Here is a 15668-nt window from a genome sequence, read left to right as displayed (position 1 = left end):
GGAATTCATGAAGTATCAACAGGCTGGGCGCGTCGCCGTGTTAAAACGGATTGTCGGCTGGATAATCTTTATTCCGGCGCTGCTTTCGACTTTGATTTCATTGCTTAATTTTGTCTATGAGCACAGTAAGACCAAGCAGGGTATTAATGCGGTGATGATGGATTTTGTTCACGTCATGGTCGATATGGTGAAATTTAACACCCCATTTCTCAATGTGTTCTGGTACAACGCGCCGCTACCGGTTTTGGGGCAGGGAGTGACCAGCGCCAATATCATGTTTATTGTTATTTTCTGGCTGATTTTCGTCGGCCTGGCATTGCAGACCAGCGGTGCCCGTATGTCACGTCAGGTGAGACACATTCGTGAAAGCGTCCAGGATCAATTGATTATGGAGCAGACCAAAGAGGGTGAGGCAAGAACTCAAGAACAGATTGAACAGCGAATTGTTATTCCTCGCCACAGCATTTTTATGCAATATTTTCCGCTATATATTCTGCCGATCATTATTGCCGTTATCGCCTATTTTGTTCTCAAGTTAATCGGACTCCTCGCCTGATTTTGCGCTCTGATTTTGATAATAATAAAGCCTGAAAAACCTAAGGTTCACAGGCTTTATTTCTTTTATTTTTCTTCTAATAATCTATCCACCGCCCGCTGTGCCACCACCATATGCTGGCCGCCAAACAGGTTGCTGCGATTTAATAAATAGTAAAGTTGATAGATGGATTGCCGGTCAATAAAATCGGCGGGCAGGGGCATAACGCTTTGGTAGCCGGTAAGTAATTGGCCTGGAATATTCGGGTACAGCGGAAGCATAGCCAAATCGCATTCGCGATCGCCCCAATAGCAGGCTGGGTCGAATATTACCGGGCCCTGCGCTGACGAACCGCAGTTATGGGGCCACAGGTCACCGTGCAACAGAGAAGGCTGTGGCTGATGGTTTTGCAGCCTGAGCCGTACCAGTTCGCAAATTTGCTCGATATCACCAAAATTCATGCCTTTTTCCAGCGCCAGTTGCAGTTGCCAACCGATGCGCTGTTGCGAAAAAAAGGTCGACCAGCGTCGCTGCCAGGTGTTGGGCTGAGGTAGCGTTGCCAGCTCGTTGTCAAAATCGAGGCCAAACTGTAATTGCTCGCTCCACTGATGCAATGCCGCCAACTGCTGACCCAGTACTAGCGCACTGTCGGCATCCAGCGCGGTGAGGGGCAGATACTCCAGCAGCAGGAAACTATAATCCCGATCGCTCCCTACGCCATAGACCTGTGGAACCCGCACCGTATTGCTTTTTGCCAGCAGCGCCAACTGGTCGGCTTCGGCGGTAAACAGCGGCAGTAACTCTCGGCTATTACACTTTACAAAAACGTCTCGGTCGCCATAGCTAAGTCGCCATGCAGCGTGGATTTCACCGCCTGGCAGCTCGACGCGTTCACGAATTTCTGCATTGCCCAGATGTTCACTCAACAGACGATTAACGGCTTGCCACATGGTATCACCCCTTCTGACTGGCCTGATAATTCATTAAGTTAGCGCTTTTTTTGTACAAAAACCCCGATCGAGCGCACAGCCTGACTGCATCGTTCTGATTATTTATATCAGATAGCGTACAACAGTCATTAATATTGCTTGGCGTGAGAAGTAAAAAAAATGAGATATAACGCATGATTGACAATAATACAGGATAAATCTGATCGACTAATTCGCCATTTCCTTGTTTCATCAAGCATTATTTATTATAGATGAAAAATATATTTTGATATTGGGAAAATATGTATATGCTGGCCTTCGTCCTGGCTGCGAGAGAGCTCAAGTGAAACGCAAATTTCTTTATTTGATGACTGCGCTATTACTGGCGGGGTGCGCAAAAGAAACCCCAATGCAAACAAGTCGAGTGACGAGTCGTCCGGTAATTCAGGATACTCCTTCGTTAATGCACCAGGGGCCTTATGGCAGTGTTATTCATCAGGCGGCCAATACTTATGGCGTTGATGAAACACTGGTTAAAGCGATAATTCAGGTCGAGTCCGGGTTTAATCCTGGCGTAGTGAGCAAGTCGAATGCCGTGGGGTTAATGCAGCTTAAAGCCTCCACTGCCGGGCGGGATGCCTACCGACTTAAAGGGCGTTATGGTCAGCCCACCTCCTTTGAATTAAAAGATCCGCAAGTAAATATTGATTTGGGTACCGCTTACCTAAGCATGTTGCAGCAGCAGCTGGCCGGGATAAATAATCCGCAAACCCTGCGCTATGCCACTACGGTTGCTTATGTAAACGGAGCTGGAGCACTGTTGAGAACCTTTTCGAAAGACCGGGTTTATGCCGTGGCAAAGATCAATCAAATGACGCCTGAACAGTTCTATCAGCATGTACAGAAAAATCATCCGGCCCCACAGGCACCGCGTTATCTGTGGAAGGTCAACAATGCTTATCTGGCTATGCGTTAAGTCTGATAATACGGGTCCCCCGCGGGTTTACTCCCCGGGGCGAATCCTCACTGCCCGGTATTTTCCCTTCCTGCTGTCCTGTCATCATCTTGTTGCCGCCACTGCTCTGTGTCGTTAAGTCCGCACAAAATATCCTGCTATTTCCTCGTAAGTTGCTGGAAAAGTGCGCTTTACGGGTGCTACACTCTGTGCCTGCTTACGTCACATCCTAGGTACAGCCGTTTTTGTACTTATGCGTGTATATATTTGGCAAGGTAAAGCTAAATAGCGTAATCAAACGGATGAAGTTTTTTATACCCATTTTTCTATATGTGCTCTGTCGTGTGGGGCACCACTGTAGATGAGGAATGCACATGCCCGTTATTACTCTCCCTGATGGCAGTCAGCGTCAGTTTGATCATCCCGTTTCTCCTTTGGACGTCGCACTGGATATCGGCCCGGGTCTGGCGAAAGCCTGTATCGCTGGTCGGGTAAACGGTGAGTTGGTTGATGCCAACGACCTGATTGAGAACGATGCTCAATTAGCCATTATTACTGCAAAAGACGATGCCGGTTTGGAAATTCTCCGTCACTCTTGCGCACACCTGTTAGGTCATGCCATCAAGCAACTGTGGCCCGACACCAAGATGGCCATTGGTCCAACTATCGATAACGGTTTTTATTACGATGTCGATCTGGATCGCACGTTGACTCAGGAAGATATCGATCTGCTTGAAAAACGCATGCATGAACTGGCTGAAAAAAATTACGACGTAATTAAAAAGAAAGTCAGCTGGCAGGAAGCGCGCGACACCTTTGAACGTCGCGGCGAACAGTACAAAATTGCCATTCTTGATGAAAATATCAGCCATGACGATCGTCCTGGTCTGTACCATCATGAAGAATATATTGATATGTGCCGCGGTCCGCACGTACCCAATATGCGTTTCTGTCATCACTTCAAACTGCAGAAGACCTCTGGGGCTTACTGGCGTGGCGACAGCAACAACAAAATGTTGCAACGTATCTACGGTACTGCCTGGGGCGACAAAAAGCAGCTGAATGCCTATCTGCAGCGTCTGGAAGAAGCCGGCAAGCGCGATCACCGTAAAATCGGCAAGCAGCTTGACCTGTACCATATGCAGGAAGAAGCACCAGGTATGGTGTTCTGGCACAACGATGGCTGGACCATTTTCCGTGAGCTGGAAGCCTTCGTGCGCATGAAGCTGAAGTCTTATCAGTATCAGGAAGTCAAAGGTCCGTTTATGATGGACCGAGTGCTGTGGGAAAAAACCGGGCACTGGGACAACTACAAAGAAGCCATGTTCACCACCTCTTCCGAGAATCGTGAATATTGCATCAAGCCAATGAACTGCCCGGGTCACGTGCAGATTTTCAACCAGGGGTTGAAGTCTTACCGCGATCTGCCGCTGCGCATGGCCGAGTTTGGTAGCTGTCACCGTAATGAACCATCAGGTGCCTTGCATGGCCTGATGCGCGTTCGTGGTTTCACTCAGGATGATGCCCATATCTTCTGTACCGAAGAGCAGGTTCGTCAGGAAGTGAACAGCTGTATCAAAATGGTCTACGATATGTACAGCACCTTTGGCTTTGAAAAGATTGTGGTCAAGTTGTCGACCCGTCCAGTCAAACGCATCGGTAGCGATGAGATGTGGGACCGTGCTGAACAGGATCTGGCTGCGGCATTAGTCGAAAATAACATCGCTTTTGAGTACCAGCCGGGCGAAGGTGCCTTCTACGGCCCAAAAATTGAATTTACCTTGCATGATTGTTTGGATCGTGCGTGGCAGTGTGGTACCGTGCAGCTCGACTTTTCATTACCTGATCGTTTGGACGCTACATATATCGGCGAAAATAACGATCGTAAAGTACCGGTAATGATTCATCGGGCAATTTTGGGTTCAATGGAACGCTTCATTGGTATTCTTACTGAAGAATACGCGGGCTTCTTCCCAACCTGGATTGCACCGGTACAGGTGGTGGTAATGAATATTACCGATTCACAAGCTGCCTACGTCGAAGAATTAACCAAAAAACTGCAAGATGCAGGTATTCGCGTTAAAGCCGACTTGAGAAATGAGAAGATTGGCTTTAAAATTCGCGAGCACACGCTGCGTCGTGTTCCCTATATGTTGGTTTGTGGCGATAAAGAGGTCGAATCAGGCAAAGTTGCCGTTCGTACTCGTCGTGGTAAAGACCTGGGAAGCATGGACGTTAGCGAAGTCGTTGACAAACTGCTGGCGGAAATCCGCAGCAGAAGTCTTCATCAACTGGAGGAATAAAGTATTAAAGGCGGAAAACGAGTTCAACCGGCGCGTCCTAATCGCATTAACAGAGAGATTCGCGCGCAAGAAGTTCGCCTAACTGGCGTCGATGGCGAGCAGATTGGTATAGTCAGTCTGAATGAAGCTCTTGAAAAAGCTGAGGAAGCTGGTGTTGATTTAGTAGAAATCAGTCCGAATGCCGAGCCGCCGGTTTGCCGAATCATGGATTACGGCAAGTTCCTCTACGAGAAGAGCAAATCGACTAAAGAACAGAAAAAGAAACAAAAAGTTATTCAGGTTAAGGAAATCAAATTCCGACCTGGTACAGATGATGGCGACTATCAGGTCAAACTACGCAACCTGATTCGCTTTCTGGAAGATGGCGATAAAGCCAAAATCACTCTGCGGTTCCGTGGACGTGAAATGGCGCACCAGCAGATCGGTATGGAAGTGCTTAACCGCGTCCGTAAAGACCTGTGTGAAGATATTGATCTGGCAGTGGTCGAATCCTTCCCTACGAAGATCGAAGGCCGTCAGATGATTATGGTGCTCGCACCCAAGAAGAAACAATAAGGCTATCAAGTAGCCTGATCCGGGGTGTGCTTGCATACCCTGGGTCATGTTCGCCTTACTGATTCATGTAATTAACAATGCGAAGTGGAATATAAAATGCCAAAGATTAAAACTGTACGTGGCGCCGCTAAACGCTTTAAAAAGACTGCCAATGGCGGTTTCAAGCGTAAGCACGCTAACCTGCGTCATATTCTGACCAAAAAATCGACTAAGCGTAAACGTCACCTGCGTCCAAAAGGCCTTGTATCCAAGAACGATTTGGGTCTGGTCGCTGCATGCTTGCCGTACGCTTAAAAATATACCCTTTCGGTATATCACTTTTTTTTAATCAAGAATAAAACTCAGGAGAGCATATGGCTCGCGTTAAACGTGGTGTGGTAGCACGTGCACGTCACAAAAAGATTTTAAAACAGGCGAAAGGTTACTACGGTGCCCGTTCGCGCGTATATCGTGTTGCATTCCAGGCTGTTATCAAAGCTGGTCAATACGCCTACCGTGACCGTCGTCAAAAGAAACGTCAGTTCCGTCAGCTGTGGATTGCGCGTATCAACGCAGCAGCTCGTCAGAACGACATGTCTTACAGCAAATTCATTAACGGCTTGAAAAAAGCTTCTATTGAAATTGACCGTAAGATTTTGGCTGATATCGCAGTATTCGACAAAGTGGCATTCTCTGCACTGGTCGAAAAAGCGAAAGCAGCTCTGGCGTAAGTCAGGTGAAAGAGGGAGCTTGCTCCCTCTTTTATATTTACCCCCATTGGTGCAGAAACGCTTTGCCAATGCGGTGCAAGGTTAACCGGTAAGCCCAAACTTATTAAGGTAACGCAAGCATGAATGCTGCTATTTTCCGCTTCTTTTTTTACTTTAGCGCCTGATTCAGGAAGGCTTTCGCGCGTAAGAGAAGAAACGGAAAGTAGCGCTAAAGCCTCCCTCGTGGAGGCTTTTTTTTTGCTGTGGTGGCGCTGACAGTTAGGTTTTGCTGACGTTAAGGCATTGATACAGAAACGCGAAATCAGGCCTGGCGCGTCATTAAAATAGGTTTTACTCATACTTTTATTTCACATCGGGTCAAATCGGCCAGAAGAAGAGGAAAGCAATGTCACATCTCGCAGAACTGGTTGCCAATGCCAAGGCCGCCGTAGAGAGTGCCCAGGATGTCGCCGCGCTGGATTTAGTGCGCGTCGAATATTTAGGCAAAAAGGGGCATTTGACCCTACAGATGACTTCACTGCGCGAACTGCCTGCTGAAGATCGTCCCGCTGCCGGTGCCGTGATCAACCAGGCCAAGCAGGAAGTGCAGGATGCGCTGAATGCCCGTAAAAATGGGCTGGAATCCTCCGCGATGAATGCGCGTCTGGCAGAAGAAACTATTGATGTTTCTTTGCCTGGCCGCCGCATTGAGAACGGCGGACTGCATCCGGTGACCCGCACCATTGACCGCATCGAGACCTTCTTCGGTGAACTGGGCTTTTCTGTGGAAACCGGACCTGAAATCGAAGATGACTACCACAACTTTGATGCCCTGAATATTCCGGCCCATCATCCGGCCCGCGCTGACCACGATACCTTCTGGTTTGATGCCACTCGTCTGCTGCGCACCCAGACCTCCGGTGTGCAGATCCGTACCATGAAAGAACAGCAGCCGCCGATCCGCATCATTGCCCCGGGCCGTGTTTATCGTAATGACTACGATCAGACCCACACCCCGATGTTCCATCAGATGGAAGGGCTGATCGTCGATAAAGGCATCAGCTTCAGTAACCTGAAAGGCACACTGCACGATTTCCTGAACAACTTCTTTGAAGCTGATTTGCAGATCCGTTTCCGTCCTTCTTATTTCCCGTTTACCGAACCTTCTGCGGAAGTGGATGTAATGGGTAAAAATGGCAAATGGCTCGAAGTTCTGGGCTGCGGTATGGTCCATCCCAATGTGTTACGCAATGTCGGCATCGATCCTGAGGTCTACTCCGGTTTTGCCTTCGGCATGGGCATGGAGCGACTGACCATGTTGCGCTATGGCGTGACCGATTTGCGTGCATTCTTCGAAAACGATCTGCGTTTCCTCAAACAGTTTAAGTAAGGCGGGAATATCACATGAAATTCAGTGAACTCTGGTTGCGTGAATGGGTAAACCCAGCCATCAGCAGCGAAGCATTATCAGAACAAATTACCATGGCCGGTCTGGAAGTTGACGGCGTTGAAGCCGTAGCCGGGGCTTTCCACGGAGTGGTGGTCGGTGAAGTGGTGGAATGTGGTCAGCATCCTAATGCCGACAAACTGCGCGTCACCAAAATCAATGTCGGTGGCGACCGCCTGCTGGATATCGTTTGCGGTGCGCCCAACTGTCGCCAGGGCCTGAAAGTGGCCGTGGCCACCGTCGGCGCGGTGCTGCCGGGTGATTTTAAAATCAAAGCGGCAAAACTTCGCGGTGAGCCTTCTGAAGGGATGCTGTGCTCTTTCTCTGAGCTGGGTATTTCTGAAGATCACGACGGCATTATCGAACTGCCGCTGGATGCGCCTATTGGCACCGACATCCGTGAATTCCTGCAGCTCGATGACAAGATGATTGAAATCAGCGTCACCCCTAACCGTGCCGATTGCCTGGGCATCATTGGTATCGCCCGCGACGTGGCTGTTGTTAGCCAGTTGCCGCTTAGCGAACCGCTGATTGCCCCGGTTGCCGCCACTATTGCTGATACCTTGCCCATCGATGTTCAGGCCAGTGAAGCCTGCCCGCGCTATTTGGGTCGCGTTGTCAAAGGCATCGATATTACGGCAGCTACCCCGCTGTGGATGCGCGAAAAGCTGCGTCGCTGCGGTATTCGTTCCATCGATCCGGTAGTGGATATCACCAACTTTGTGCTGCTTGAGCTGGGCCAGCCAATGCATGCCTTCGATCTCAATCGTATTGAAGGCGGTATTGTGGTGCGCCTGGCGCAGAAAGACGAAAGCCTGACCCTGCTCGACGGCACCGTCGCCAAACTTAACGATGATGTATTAGTGATTGCCGACCATAAAAAAGCGTTGGCAATGGGCGGGATCTTTGGCGGCGAGCATTCAGGCGTCAATGCACAGACGCAAGATGTGCTGCTGGAGTGCGCATTCTTTAATCCTCTGTCCATCACTGGCCGTGCTCGCCGCCAGGGGCTGCATACTGATGCATCACATCGCTACGAACGTGGCGTCGATCCTCAGTTGCAGCATAAGGCAATGGCACGTGCGACCGCTTTGCTGCTGGAAATTTGTGGCGGCCAGGCAGGACCGGTAATTGATGTGACTGCCGAAGCACATTTGCCAAAAGCAGCCAAAATCACTCTGCGTCGCGAAAAACTTGATCGGGTCATCGGCCACCATGTTGCCGATGCTCAGGTAACGGATATTCTGCAACGCCTGGGGTGCCAGGTTGAGGTTCAGGCTGATACCTGGATTGCGGTTGCACCGAGCTGGCGTTTCGATATGCAAATCGAAGAAGACCTGGTCGAAGAGGTTGCACGCGTCTATGGCTACAACAACATTCCCGATGTGCCGGTAAAAGCCAATCTGGAAATGACACGCCACCGCGAAGCCGATCTTTCTTTGAAACGTGTCAAGAACCTGCTGGTCGATCGCGGCTTCCAGGAAGCCATTACCTATAGCTTTGTCGATCCTAAAGTTCAGCAATGGCTGCATCCAGACCAAGAAGTGCTGCTGTTGCCAAGCCCTATCTCCGTAGAAATGTCGGCAATGCGCCTCTCATTGTGGACCGGTTTGCTGACTTCTGTGGTTTATAACCAGAATCGTCAGCAGGGACGTGTGCGCTTGTTCGAAAGTGGCCTGCGTTTTGTTCCTGATACACAAGCTTATTTGGGTATCCGTCAGGATGTCATGCTGTCTGGGGTGATCGCCGGTAACCGTAGCGAAGAACATTGGGACCTGGCACGTCAGGCCGTGGACTATTACGATCTGAAGGGCGATCTTGAAGCGATTCTTGAGCTTACCGGAAAATTGGACCAGATTCAGTTCAAGGCTGAAATGAATCCTGCATTGCATCCCGGCCAGAGCGCAGCAATTTATTTACACGGCGAACGTATTGGTTTCATTGGAGTAGTGCATCCGGAATTGGAACGTAAACTGGACCTCAATGGTCGTACCGTGGTGTTTGAAATGTTGTGGAACAAGCTCGCAGACCGCGTCCTGCCTGATGCGCGCGAGATTTCTCGCTTCCCGGCAAACCGTCGTGATATCGCTGTTGTGGTGGCTGAAAACGTCGCCGCAGACGATATTTTGGCAGAGTGTAAGAAAGTTGGCGCAAATCAGGTAGTTGGCGTAAACTTATTTGACGTGTACCGTGGCAAGGGCGTAGCGGAGGGTTATAAAAGCCTGGCTATTAGTCTGGTATTGCAGGATACCGCTCGTACACTGGAAGAAGAGGAGATCGCCGCTACTGTTGCAAGATGTGTAGAGGCCCTAAAACAGCGATTCCAAGCATCCTTGAGGGATTGAACCTATGGCGCTTACTAAAGCTGAAATGTCAGAACACCTGTTTGAAAAGCTCGGGCTGAGCAAACGGGATGCCAAAGACCTGGTTGAACTGTTCTTTGAAGAAGTACGTCGTGCTTTGGAGAATGGCGAACAAGTTAAATTGTCTGGCTTTGGCAATTTTGATCTGCGTGACAAAAACCAACGTCCGGGGCGTAACCCGAAAACTGGCGAGGACATTCCTATTACGGCGCGCCGTGTGGTGACTTTCCGTCCAGGACAGAAGTTAAAAAGTCGCGTGGAAAATGCCACGCCCAAAGAATAAAAAAGTTAGTCTGATAAAAAGGCCGCGTAATGCGGCCTTTTTTTTGCGCCTGGTGGGTTTGTGGTGCTAACTCGTCAGGTAAGCGGGGAAGATCGTCGGTTAATGTCATTTAGGGGGAGGAGACGAAAAGTGAAAAGATAGTGTTAAGGTGTTGGGATTTTCAAGATTAGTCTGATAGATTAAATTTCGCGGTTAAACGAATGCGTTAAGTGGTTTTTATTTGTCTGATACGGAAAAAAACAAATAAAAAGGGACCGAAGTCCCTTGGTAAATAGCAGCAAGATAAATTAATTTTAAGAGAAATAATCAGTGGTGCTATTGATGGGTATAAATAAAATTAGAACTCATTTTCCCCAAAATAAAGCAATGGTCACCATTGAAAATGATTAACGACCTGGTCCGCCACCGTGGTAACCGCCACCACCGCCACCACCGCCGTGACCACCGCCGCCACCAGGGCCCCAAAATGGAGGGAACAGACAGCCACTCAGACTAGAGGCAACCAGAGCAATAGTAAGAAAAGCCAAAATACGACGCATAATTATTTCCTTCGTTTGATTACACCGTCTGAGTATAAATAAAACAATAACATTCTGTTGTCAGACTAGCGTTAAGAGATGTTAGCGTAGTTATGAAAACTGAATATTATTTACTCACAATCCTATTGAATTATTTCAATCGGGACACATCTGTATTTTTAGAGTAAGCCCCCCGTCATTTATTCGAAAGTTATCCCTGTTCTCATAGTCAGTTGTCACTCCCCCTGTTATAAAAAAGAGTAATAATAAAATTAAGGTGGACGTTTTGAATAAATATATTCTGATGTTGTGTTGTGCTCTGGCCCTGCCCGTGGTCGCGCAGGCGAATGTTTCGCTGAATGTCGATCTTCCTGGTGCATCTATTCATATCGGGGATAAGAATGATCGCGGTTACTACTGGGATGGCTATGACTGGCGTCCACCGCAGTGGTGGCACGATCACCAGGGTAAGCATATGGGTGAACGCAACAGCCATGGCTTATATTGGCATGGTAATCGTTGGGAAGCTGCGCCACCGCCAAAACACCAGCCACCTCGGCAGCCGCGGGGAGAGCCCAACCATGGCAATCATGATCCTCACGGCAATCAGGGCAAAGGTGACCAGGGCCATGGTAATCAAGGTCACGGCGAACCATTACCCCCAGACGCTCAGCATCACTAAAAGCGGCTCCGCTGTGTTTTAACCACAGCAGCTCTACGCAGATTTTCAGCGCTACCCTGTTACGAGGCAGCGGGTTATAGCTGGCCATAAGTTTACACTTATGGCCTTTTTAGTTTCCGCAGCCCACCTTTCTTAATGCCAAACGTCAACCACGGTTGCCTGGTTATTTCCTGCAAGTCAGACCATGGTCTGGCCAGCCGTTACTGTGCCAGCCATTGGCTTAGTGAGATAAGATTTTCATCTTGCCGGGTCATCATGATTTGTGCAAACTCACTCTTTGCTTATCTTATCCCCTGCGGATTACATCGCAGACTGCCTGATGTCTTCACAAGCCAGGGGCAGAAAATTGCGCAATGCTGCCAATAATAGATAGGATAAGCGGTCACCGGGACCCGGAACGGGTTATTTATACGGCTATAAGCAACAGGATGCTATTAAGCATGTCAGCCTTTCCTACCTTTACGCAGCTTGAGCAGCAGCAAAAATATCGTGACCGCCGGTGCCTGCAAGGGCTCTCCGCTGCTTTACTCTTGGTGTTGATCTTCAGTCTCTGTGCCGGTGATAGCTGGATATGGCCGAATCAGTGGTTTTCTCCGACATACAAACTCTTTGTCTGGCAAATCCGCTTGCCGCGTGCGTTGGCCGTAATGCTGGTGGGGGCGGCGCTGGCGGTCTCCGGGGCCGTGATGCAGTCATTATTTGAAAACACTCTGGCTGAACCCGGGCTGCTGGGCGTGGCAAGTGGAGCCGGTGTGGCTCTGGTAATTTGCGTTATGCTGGGTAAAGGGCTGCTTTCGCCAGCATTAATGAGCCTGAGTGCCGTACTCGGTGCGCTGGTAGTGACCTTCTTTTTGCTCTATTTTTCACGAAAACGGCTGTTTACCCATTCGCGCCTGCTGTTGGTGGGAGTGGCGATTGGCATAATCTGCAGCGCGATTATGACCTGGGCGGTCTATTTCAGTTCAAGCCTCGATCTGCGCCAGTTAATGTATTGGATGATGGGCGGCTTTGGTGGTATTGACTGGCGACAGTCCTGGATGGGGGTGTTGATGCTACCGGTGTTACTCTGGCTTTGTGCCCAGGGGCGAACCATCAATTTATTGGCGCTGGGGGTACACCAGGCGCAGCAGCTCGGTCTGTCAATCCGCATCTGGCGCAATTTGCTGGTGCTGGCCATGGGCTGGGTGGTGGGTATCAGCGTTGCGCTGGCCGGTGTGATAGGCTTTATCGGCCTGGTTATTCCCCATCTCTTGCGCCTTTGTGGTATCACCGATCAGCGGCGATTACTTCCGGCCTGTGCCCTGGCTGGTAGCACGGTGTTGTTACTGGCTGACGTAGTGGCACGTATTGCGCTCTACGCTGCTGAATTGCCGATAGGCGTGGTAACGGCAGTGCTTGGCGCTCCGTTATTTATTTGGCTGTTGGCGAGAGCAGAACGGTCTGACTAAGTGATGATGGCCTTATTCTGTTAAAGATTATCTCAGCATTTACCTGATCCACAACAATAGGACATGACTATGAGTAACGCGATTTATGCAACACCATTGACCACTATTGATGGCAAGTCCACCACACTGGGGGCCTATGCAAATGAGGTATTGCTGGTGGTGAATGTTGCCTCGCAATGTGGTTTGACCAAGCAATATCAGGGACTGGAAAGCCTGTACCAAACCTGGCATGCCCAGGGTTTTGAGGTGCTGGGATTTCCCTGCAATGAATTTGGTGCCCAGGAGCCGGGCAGCGAAGAGGAAATCCAGGCATTCTGTACTACGCAGTTTGGTGTCAGCTTCCCGATGTTCAGTAAAATCGAGGTCAATGGTGACGGACGCCATCCACTCTACAAAGCGTTGATCGCCGCCAAACCTCAGGCCATCAAACCCGAGGGCAGCGAGTTTTACCAGCGTCTGGCCAGTAAAGGCCGTGAGCCGCTGCGCCCGGAAAATATTTTGTGGAATTTTGAAAAATTCCTGGTTGGTCGTAATGGCCAGGTGCTGGCACGTTTTGCGCCGGATATGACGCCGGAAGATCCGATTTTGGTGGCGGCGATCGGTCAGGCAGTGGCCAAATAATTGTGCCTAGATAGTCCAACCGACAGGGCGACCCTCAGCGTCGCCCTGTGATTTATTGGCTTTTACCAGACAGCGATGCGTGTATGTTGCAATTAAAGCAGTTGGCAGTGGCTTCACGTTTTTCCCCCTTTAGTGCTCAGGTTTATCCCGGTGCTCGGGTACACATTATTGGGCCAAACGGTGCAGGGAAAAGCAGTCTGCTGGCAAGCATTGCCGGAATGCTACCCGGCACGGGCGAGGTGATCCTCCAGGGGCAATCAATTGCGCATCTATCGGGGCTGCAGCTTTCCCGTTATCGCAGTTATTTATGCCAGCAGTCGCTGCCGCTGTCGGTGATGCCGGTATTTCAATATTTATCGTTGCACCAGCCGCAGGCTGCGACACCTCAATGTCTGAACCAAACCTTATCGATGCTGTGCGACCAATTGCATTTGTCGGATAAGCTTGCCAAGCCGGTGACACAACTCTCCGGTGGTGAGTGGCAACGCGTCCGACTGGTTGCGACATTATTGCAGGTCTGGCCCGATCTCAATCCCCTGGGTTGTCTGCTATTACTCGATGAACCGGCAAATAGCCTGGATATTGCTCATCAACAAGCCGTTGATGGACTGATTGCCATGTTTTGTCGTGCCGGCGGAATGGCTATCATCAGCGATCACGATCTTAATCACACGTTGCATCAGGCCGATAACGTATGGTTGATGTCTGCTGGCGAGGTTGTGGCGGCAGGAGAAACCGCAGCAGTATTACAGCCAGAATGTTTATCTTTTCTTTACGGCGTTTCTTTTCAGTTACATAATCTTGCGGGAAAATCCTGGCTTATGACTGATTAGTCGCCAGAAGGTTGAAAAATAGTTTGCAGACTATTCTTTTTTACAGGTTAATGGCTTTATATTGGTTTATAAAATAACCAATCTGCGTGTCTGTAATCTGAAATAAAGCGAACAAGCGACTTGCCAGACAGCAAAAAGGAGTATTTTCCATTTTTAAAATGATTTAAATCAACAAGTTCACTATTGTGTTTTCTTAAAAAAAAACTGCCGTAGCGACTTGAATATCCTTAATGTTAAATTAAGATTAAACGACAATACTTTAACTATTATTATTCTTAGAGCGTTTACTCTCTGTTAAATAAACAGTCTATACAGTCTGCGATGATTACCGCTTCATTGCCGTCGTTAAATGACAGGATTTGCTACATGGAAAATTTTTTACCTTTTTCTCGTCCATCAATGGGTGATGAAGAAATCAAAGCAGTTGAGCAGGTATTACGTTCTGGCTGGATCACCACAGGTCCACAAACCAATCAGTTGGAAGAAGATTTCTCCGCTGCATTTGGTTGTAAACACGCCATAGCCGTCAGCTCAGCAACCGGAGGGATGCATGTTACCCTGATAGCCCTGGGGATCGGGCCTGGCGATGAAGTGATCACCCCGTCACAAACCTGGGTTTCCACCCTGAACATGATTACTCTGCTGGGTGCAGAACCGGTAATGATTGATGTAGATCCTGATACCCTGATGGTTCGTCCCGAAGACGTTGCTGCCGCCATTACTCCAAAAACCAAAGCCATTATTCCTGTTCACTACGCCGGTGCCGCGCTGGATCTCGATCCGCTGTATGCATTGGCGCAAGAACATAACATTGCGCTGATTGAAGATGCCGCCCATGCTTCCGGTACCCAGTACCGTGGTCGCTGGATTGGTGCCAAGGGCACGGCGATCTTCTCTTTCCATGCCATCAAGAATATGACTTGTGCCGAAGGCGGATTGATCGCCACCGATGACGATGAGTTGGCCGCGCGCGTGCGGGCATTGAAATTCCATGGCCTGGCCGTTGATGCCTTTGACCGTCAGGTACAGGGTCGCCGTCCGCAAGCCGAGGTGATTGAACCCGGGTTTAAATACAACCTGTCGGATATTCATGCCGCCATTGCCGTCGTTCAACTGAAGCGTTTACCTGAAATGAACGCAAGACGGGCGCACCTGGCGCAGCTTTATCTCGAGAAATTGCAAGGGACACCTTTCCTGCCAGTCCATGTGCCGACTTATCCGCACCTGCATAGCTGGCACTTGATGATAATTCGCGTTGATGAAACACGCTGTGACATCAGTCGAGACACATTGATGGAACGCCTGAAAGAGCGTGGCATTGGTACCGGATTACATTTCCGCGCGGCCCATACGCAAAAATATTATCGTGAGCGTTACCCCGATTTAAAATTACCTAACAGTGAATGGAATACGGCCAGGATGTGCAGTCTGCCTCTGTTCCCTGATATGCAAGATAGTGATGTTGACCGGGTTGTTGACGCTCTTAAATCCCTGGTGGAGATGTAGC

17 protein-coding genes and 1 other annotated feature are annotated in these 15668 nt (G+C 49.4%); of the genes, 15 read left to right on the top strand and 2 right to left on the bottom strand.

Annotated features, from left to right (window positions below):
• Nucleotides 1-7 precede the first annotated feature (7 nt).
• Complete coding sequence (locus GW590_RS18555) at nucleotides 8-556, top strand: YniB family protein (protein WP_169404564.1); 549 nt, start codon at nucleotides 8-10, stop codon at nucleotides 554-556.
• A gap of 65 nt (nucleotides 557-621) precedes the next feature.
• On the opposite strand, the gene GW590_RS18550 is transcribed toward GW590_RS18555, so the two are convergent.
• Complete coding sequence (locus tag GW590_RS18550; protein ID WP_169404563.1) at nucleotides 622-1485, bottom strand: fructosamine kinase family protein; 864 nt, start codon at nucleotides 1483-1485, stop codon at nucleotides 622-624.
• A gap of 322 nt (nucleotides 1486-1807) precedes the next feature.
• Between GW590_RS18550 and GW590_RS18545 the strand changes: the two genes are divergently transcribed.
• The 9 genes from GW590_RS18545 to ihfA all read left to right on the top strand — a co-directional run bounded on the left by GW590_RS18545 (nucleotide 1808) and on the right by ihfA (nucleotide 10059).
• A complete protein-coding gene (locus tag GW590_RS18545) occupies nucleotides 1808-2440 on the top strand; it encodes a transglycosylase SLT domain-containing protein (RefSeq protein ID WP_408014949.1) in 633 nt (210 codons plus the stop codon).
• A gap of 353 nt (nucleotides 2441-2793) precedes the next feature.
• Nucleotides 2794-4722, top strand: a complete 1929-nt coding sequence (gene thrS / locus GW590_RS18540) for a threonine--tRNA ligase (RefSeq protein WP_169404562.1) — start codon at nucleotides 2794-2796, stop codon at nucleotides 4720-4722.
• A gap of 3 nt (nucleotides 4723-4725) precedes the next feature.
• A complete protein-coding gene (gene infC / locus GW590_RS18535; RefSeq protein ID WP_071882841.1) occupies nucleotides 4726-5277 on the top strand; it encodes a translation initiation factor IF-3 in 552 nt (183 codons plus the stop codon).
• 96 nt (nucleotides 5278-5373) lie between these two features.
• A complete protein-coding gene (rpmI, locus tag GW590_RS18530; RefSeq protein ID WP_169404561.1) occupies nucleotides 5374-5571 on the top strand; it encodes a 50S ribosomal protein L35 in 198 nt (65 codons plus the stop codon).
• A gap of 59 nt (nucleotides 5572-5630) precedes the next feature.
• Nucleotides 5631-5987 (top strand): 50S ribosomal protein L20, encoded by a 357-nt coding sequence (rplT, locus tag GW590_RS18525; protein ID WP_169404560.1) that lies wholly within the window; start codon nucleotides 5631-5633, stop codon nucleotides 5985-5987.
• Between the two features lie 114 nt (nucleotides 5988-6101).
• Nucleotides 6102-6226, top strand: a sequence feature (Phe leader region).
• Nucleotides 6107-6151 (top strand): pheST operon leader peptide PheM, encoded by a 45-nt coding sequence (gene pheM / locus GW590_RS18520; RefSeq protein ID WP_106120997.1) that lies wholly within the window; start codon nucleotides 6107-6109, stop codon nucleotides 6149-6151. It overlaps the preceding feature by 45 nt.
• 146 nt (nucleotides 6227-6372) lie before the next feature.
• The gene (pheS, locus tag GW590_RS18515; RefSeq protein WP_169404559.1) at nucleotides 6373-7356 is read left to right on the top strand and encodes a phenylalanine--tRNA ligase subunit alpha; all 984 of its coding nucleotides are present in this window, start codon (nucleotides 6373-6375) and stop codon (nucleotides 7354-7356) included.
• A gap of 14 nt (nucleotides 7357-7370) precedes the next feature.
• Nucleotides 7371-9758 (top strand): phenylalanine--tRNA ligase subunit beta, encoded by a 2388-nt coding sequence (gene pheT / locus GW590_RS18510; RefSeq protein WP_169404558.1) that lies wholly within the window; start codon nucleotides 7371-7373, stop codon nucleotides 9756-9758.
• A gap of 4 nt (nucleotides 9759-9762) precedes the next feature.
• Entirely contained in the window at nucleotides 9763-10059 is a 297-nt protein-coding gene (ihfA, locus tag GW590_RS18505) for an integration host factor subunit alpha (protein ID WP_004717732.1), read from the top strand.
• A 386-nt stretch (nucleotides 10060-10445) separates the two neighbouring features.
• Here the strand turns inward: ihfA and GW590_RS18500 are convergent, their stop codons facing one another.
• On the bottom strand, nucleotides 10446-10598 hold the full coding sequence (locus GW590_RS18500; RefSeq protein ID WP_169404557.1) for a hypothetical protein: 153 nt from the start codon (nucleotides 10596-10598) through the stop codon (nucleotides 10446-10448).
• A 265-nt stretch (nucleotides 10599-10863) separates the two neighbouring features.
• On the opposite strand from GW590_RS18500, the gene GW590_RS18495 reads away from it, so the two are divergent.
• The 5 genes from GW590_RS18495 (at nucleotide 10864) to arnB (ending at nucleotide 15667) form a co-directional block, all read left to right on the top strand.
• Complete coding sequence (locus GW590_RS18495) at nucleotides 10864-11259, top strand: DUF2502 domain-containing protein (protein ID WP_169404556.1); 396 nt, start codon at nucleotides 10864-10866, stop codon at nucleotides 11257-11259.
• 440 nt (nucleotides 11260-11699) lie between these two features.
• Nucleotides 11700-12707: a vitamin B12 ABC transporter permease BtuC gene (gene btuC / locus GW590_RS18490; protein ID WP_169404555.1), complete on the top strand. Its 1008-nt coding sequence runs from the start codon at nucleotides 11700-11702 to the stop codon at nucleotides 12705-12707.
• 69 nt (nucleotides 12708-12776) lie between these two features.
• Nucleotides 12777-13328, top strand: coding sequence for a glutathione peroxidase (locus GW590_RS18485; protein WP_169404554.1), 552 nt, complete (start codon nucleotides 12777-12779; stop codon nucleotides 13326-13328).
• Between the two features lie 83 nt (nucleotides 13329-13411).
• On the top strand, nucleotides 13412-14161 hold the full coding sequence (gene btuD, locus GW590_RS18480) for a vitamin B12 ABC transporter ATP-binding protein BtuD (RefSeq protein ID WP_169404553.1): 750 nt from the start codon (nucleotides 13412-13414) through the stop codon (nucleotides 14159-14161).
• A gap of 366 nt (nucleotides 14162-14527) precedes the next feature.
• Nucleotides 14528-15667: a UDP-4-amino-4-deoxy-L-arabinose aminotransferase gene (arnB, locus tag GW590_RS18475; protein ID WP_169404552.1), complete on the top strand. Its 1140-nt coding sequence runs from the start codon at nucleotides 14528-14530 to the stop codon at nucleotides 15665-15667.
• Nucleotide 15668 lies beyond the last annotated feature (1 nt).

Source organism: Rouxiella aceris (assembly GCF_012933545.1).
GTDB classification, from domain to species: domain Bacteria; phylum Pseudomonadota; class Gammaproteobacteria; order Enterobacterales; family Enterobacteriaceae; genus Rouxiella; species Rouxiella aceris.
Note: the sequence above shows the minus strand (reverse complement) of the source record. Positions and strands in the feature narration are given on the sequence as shown.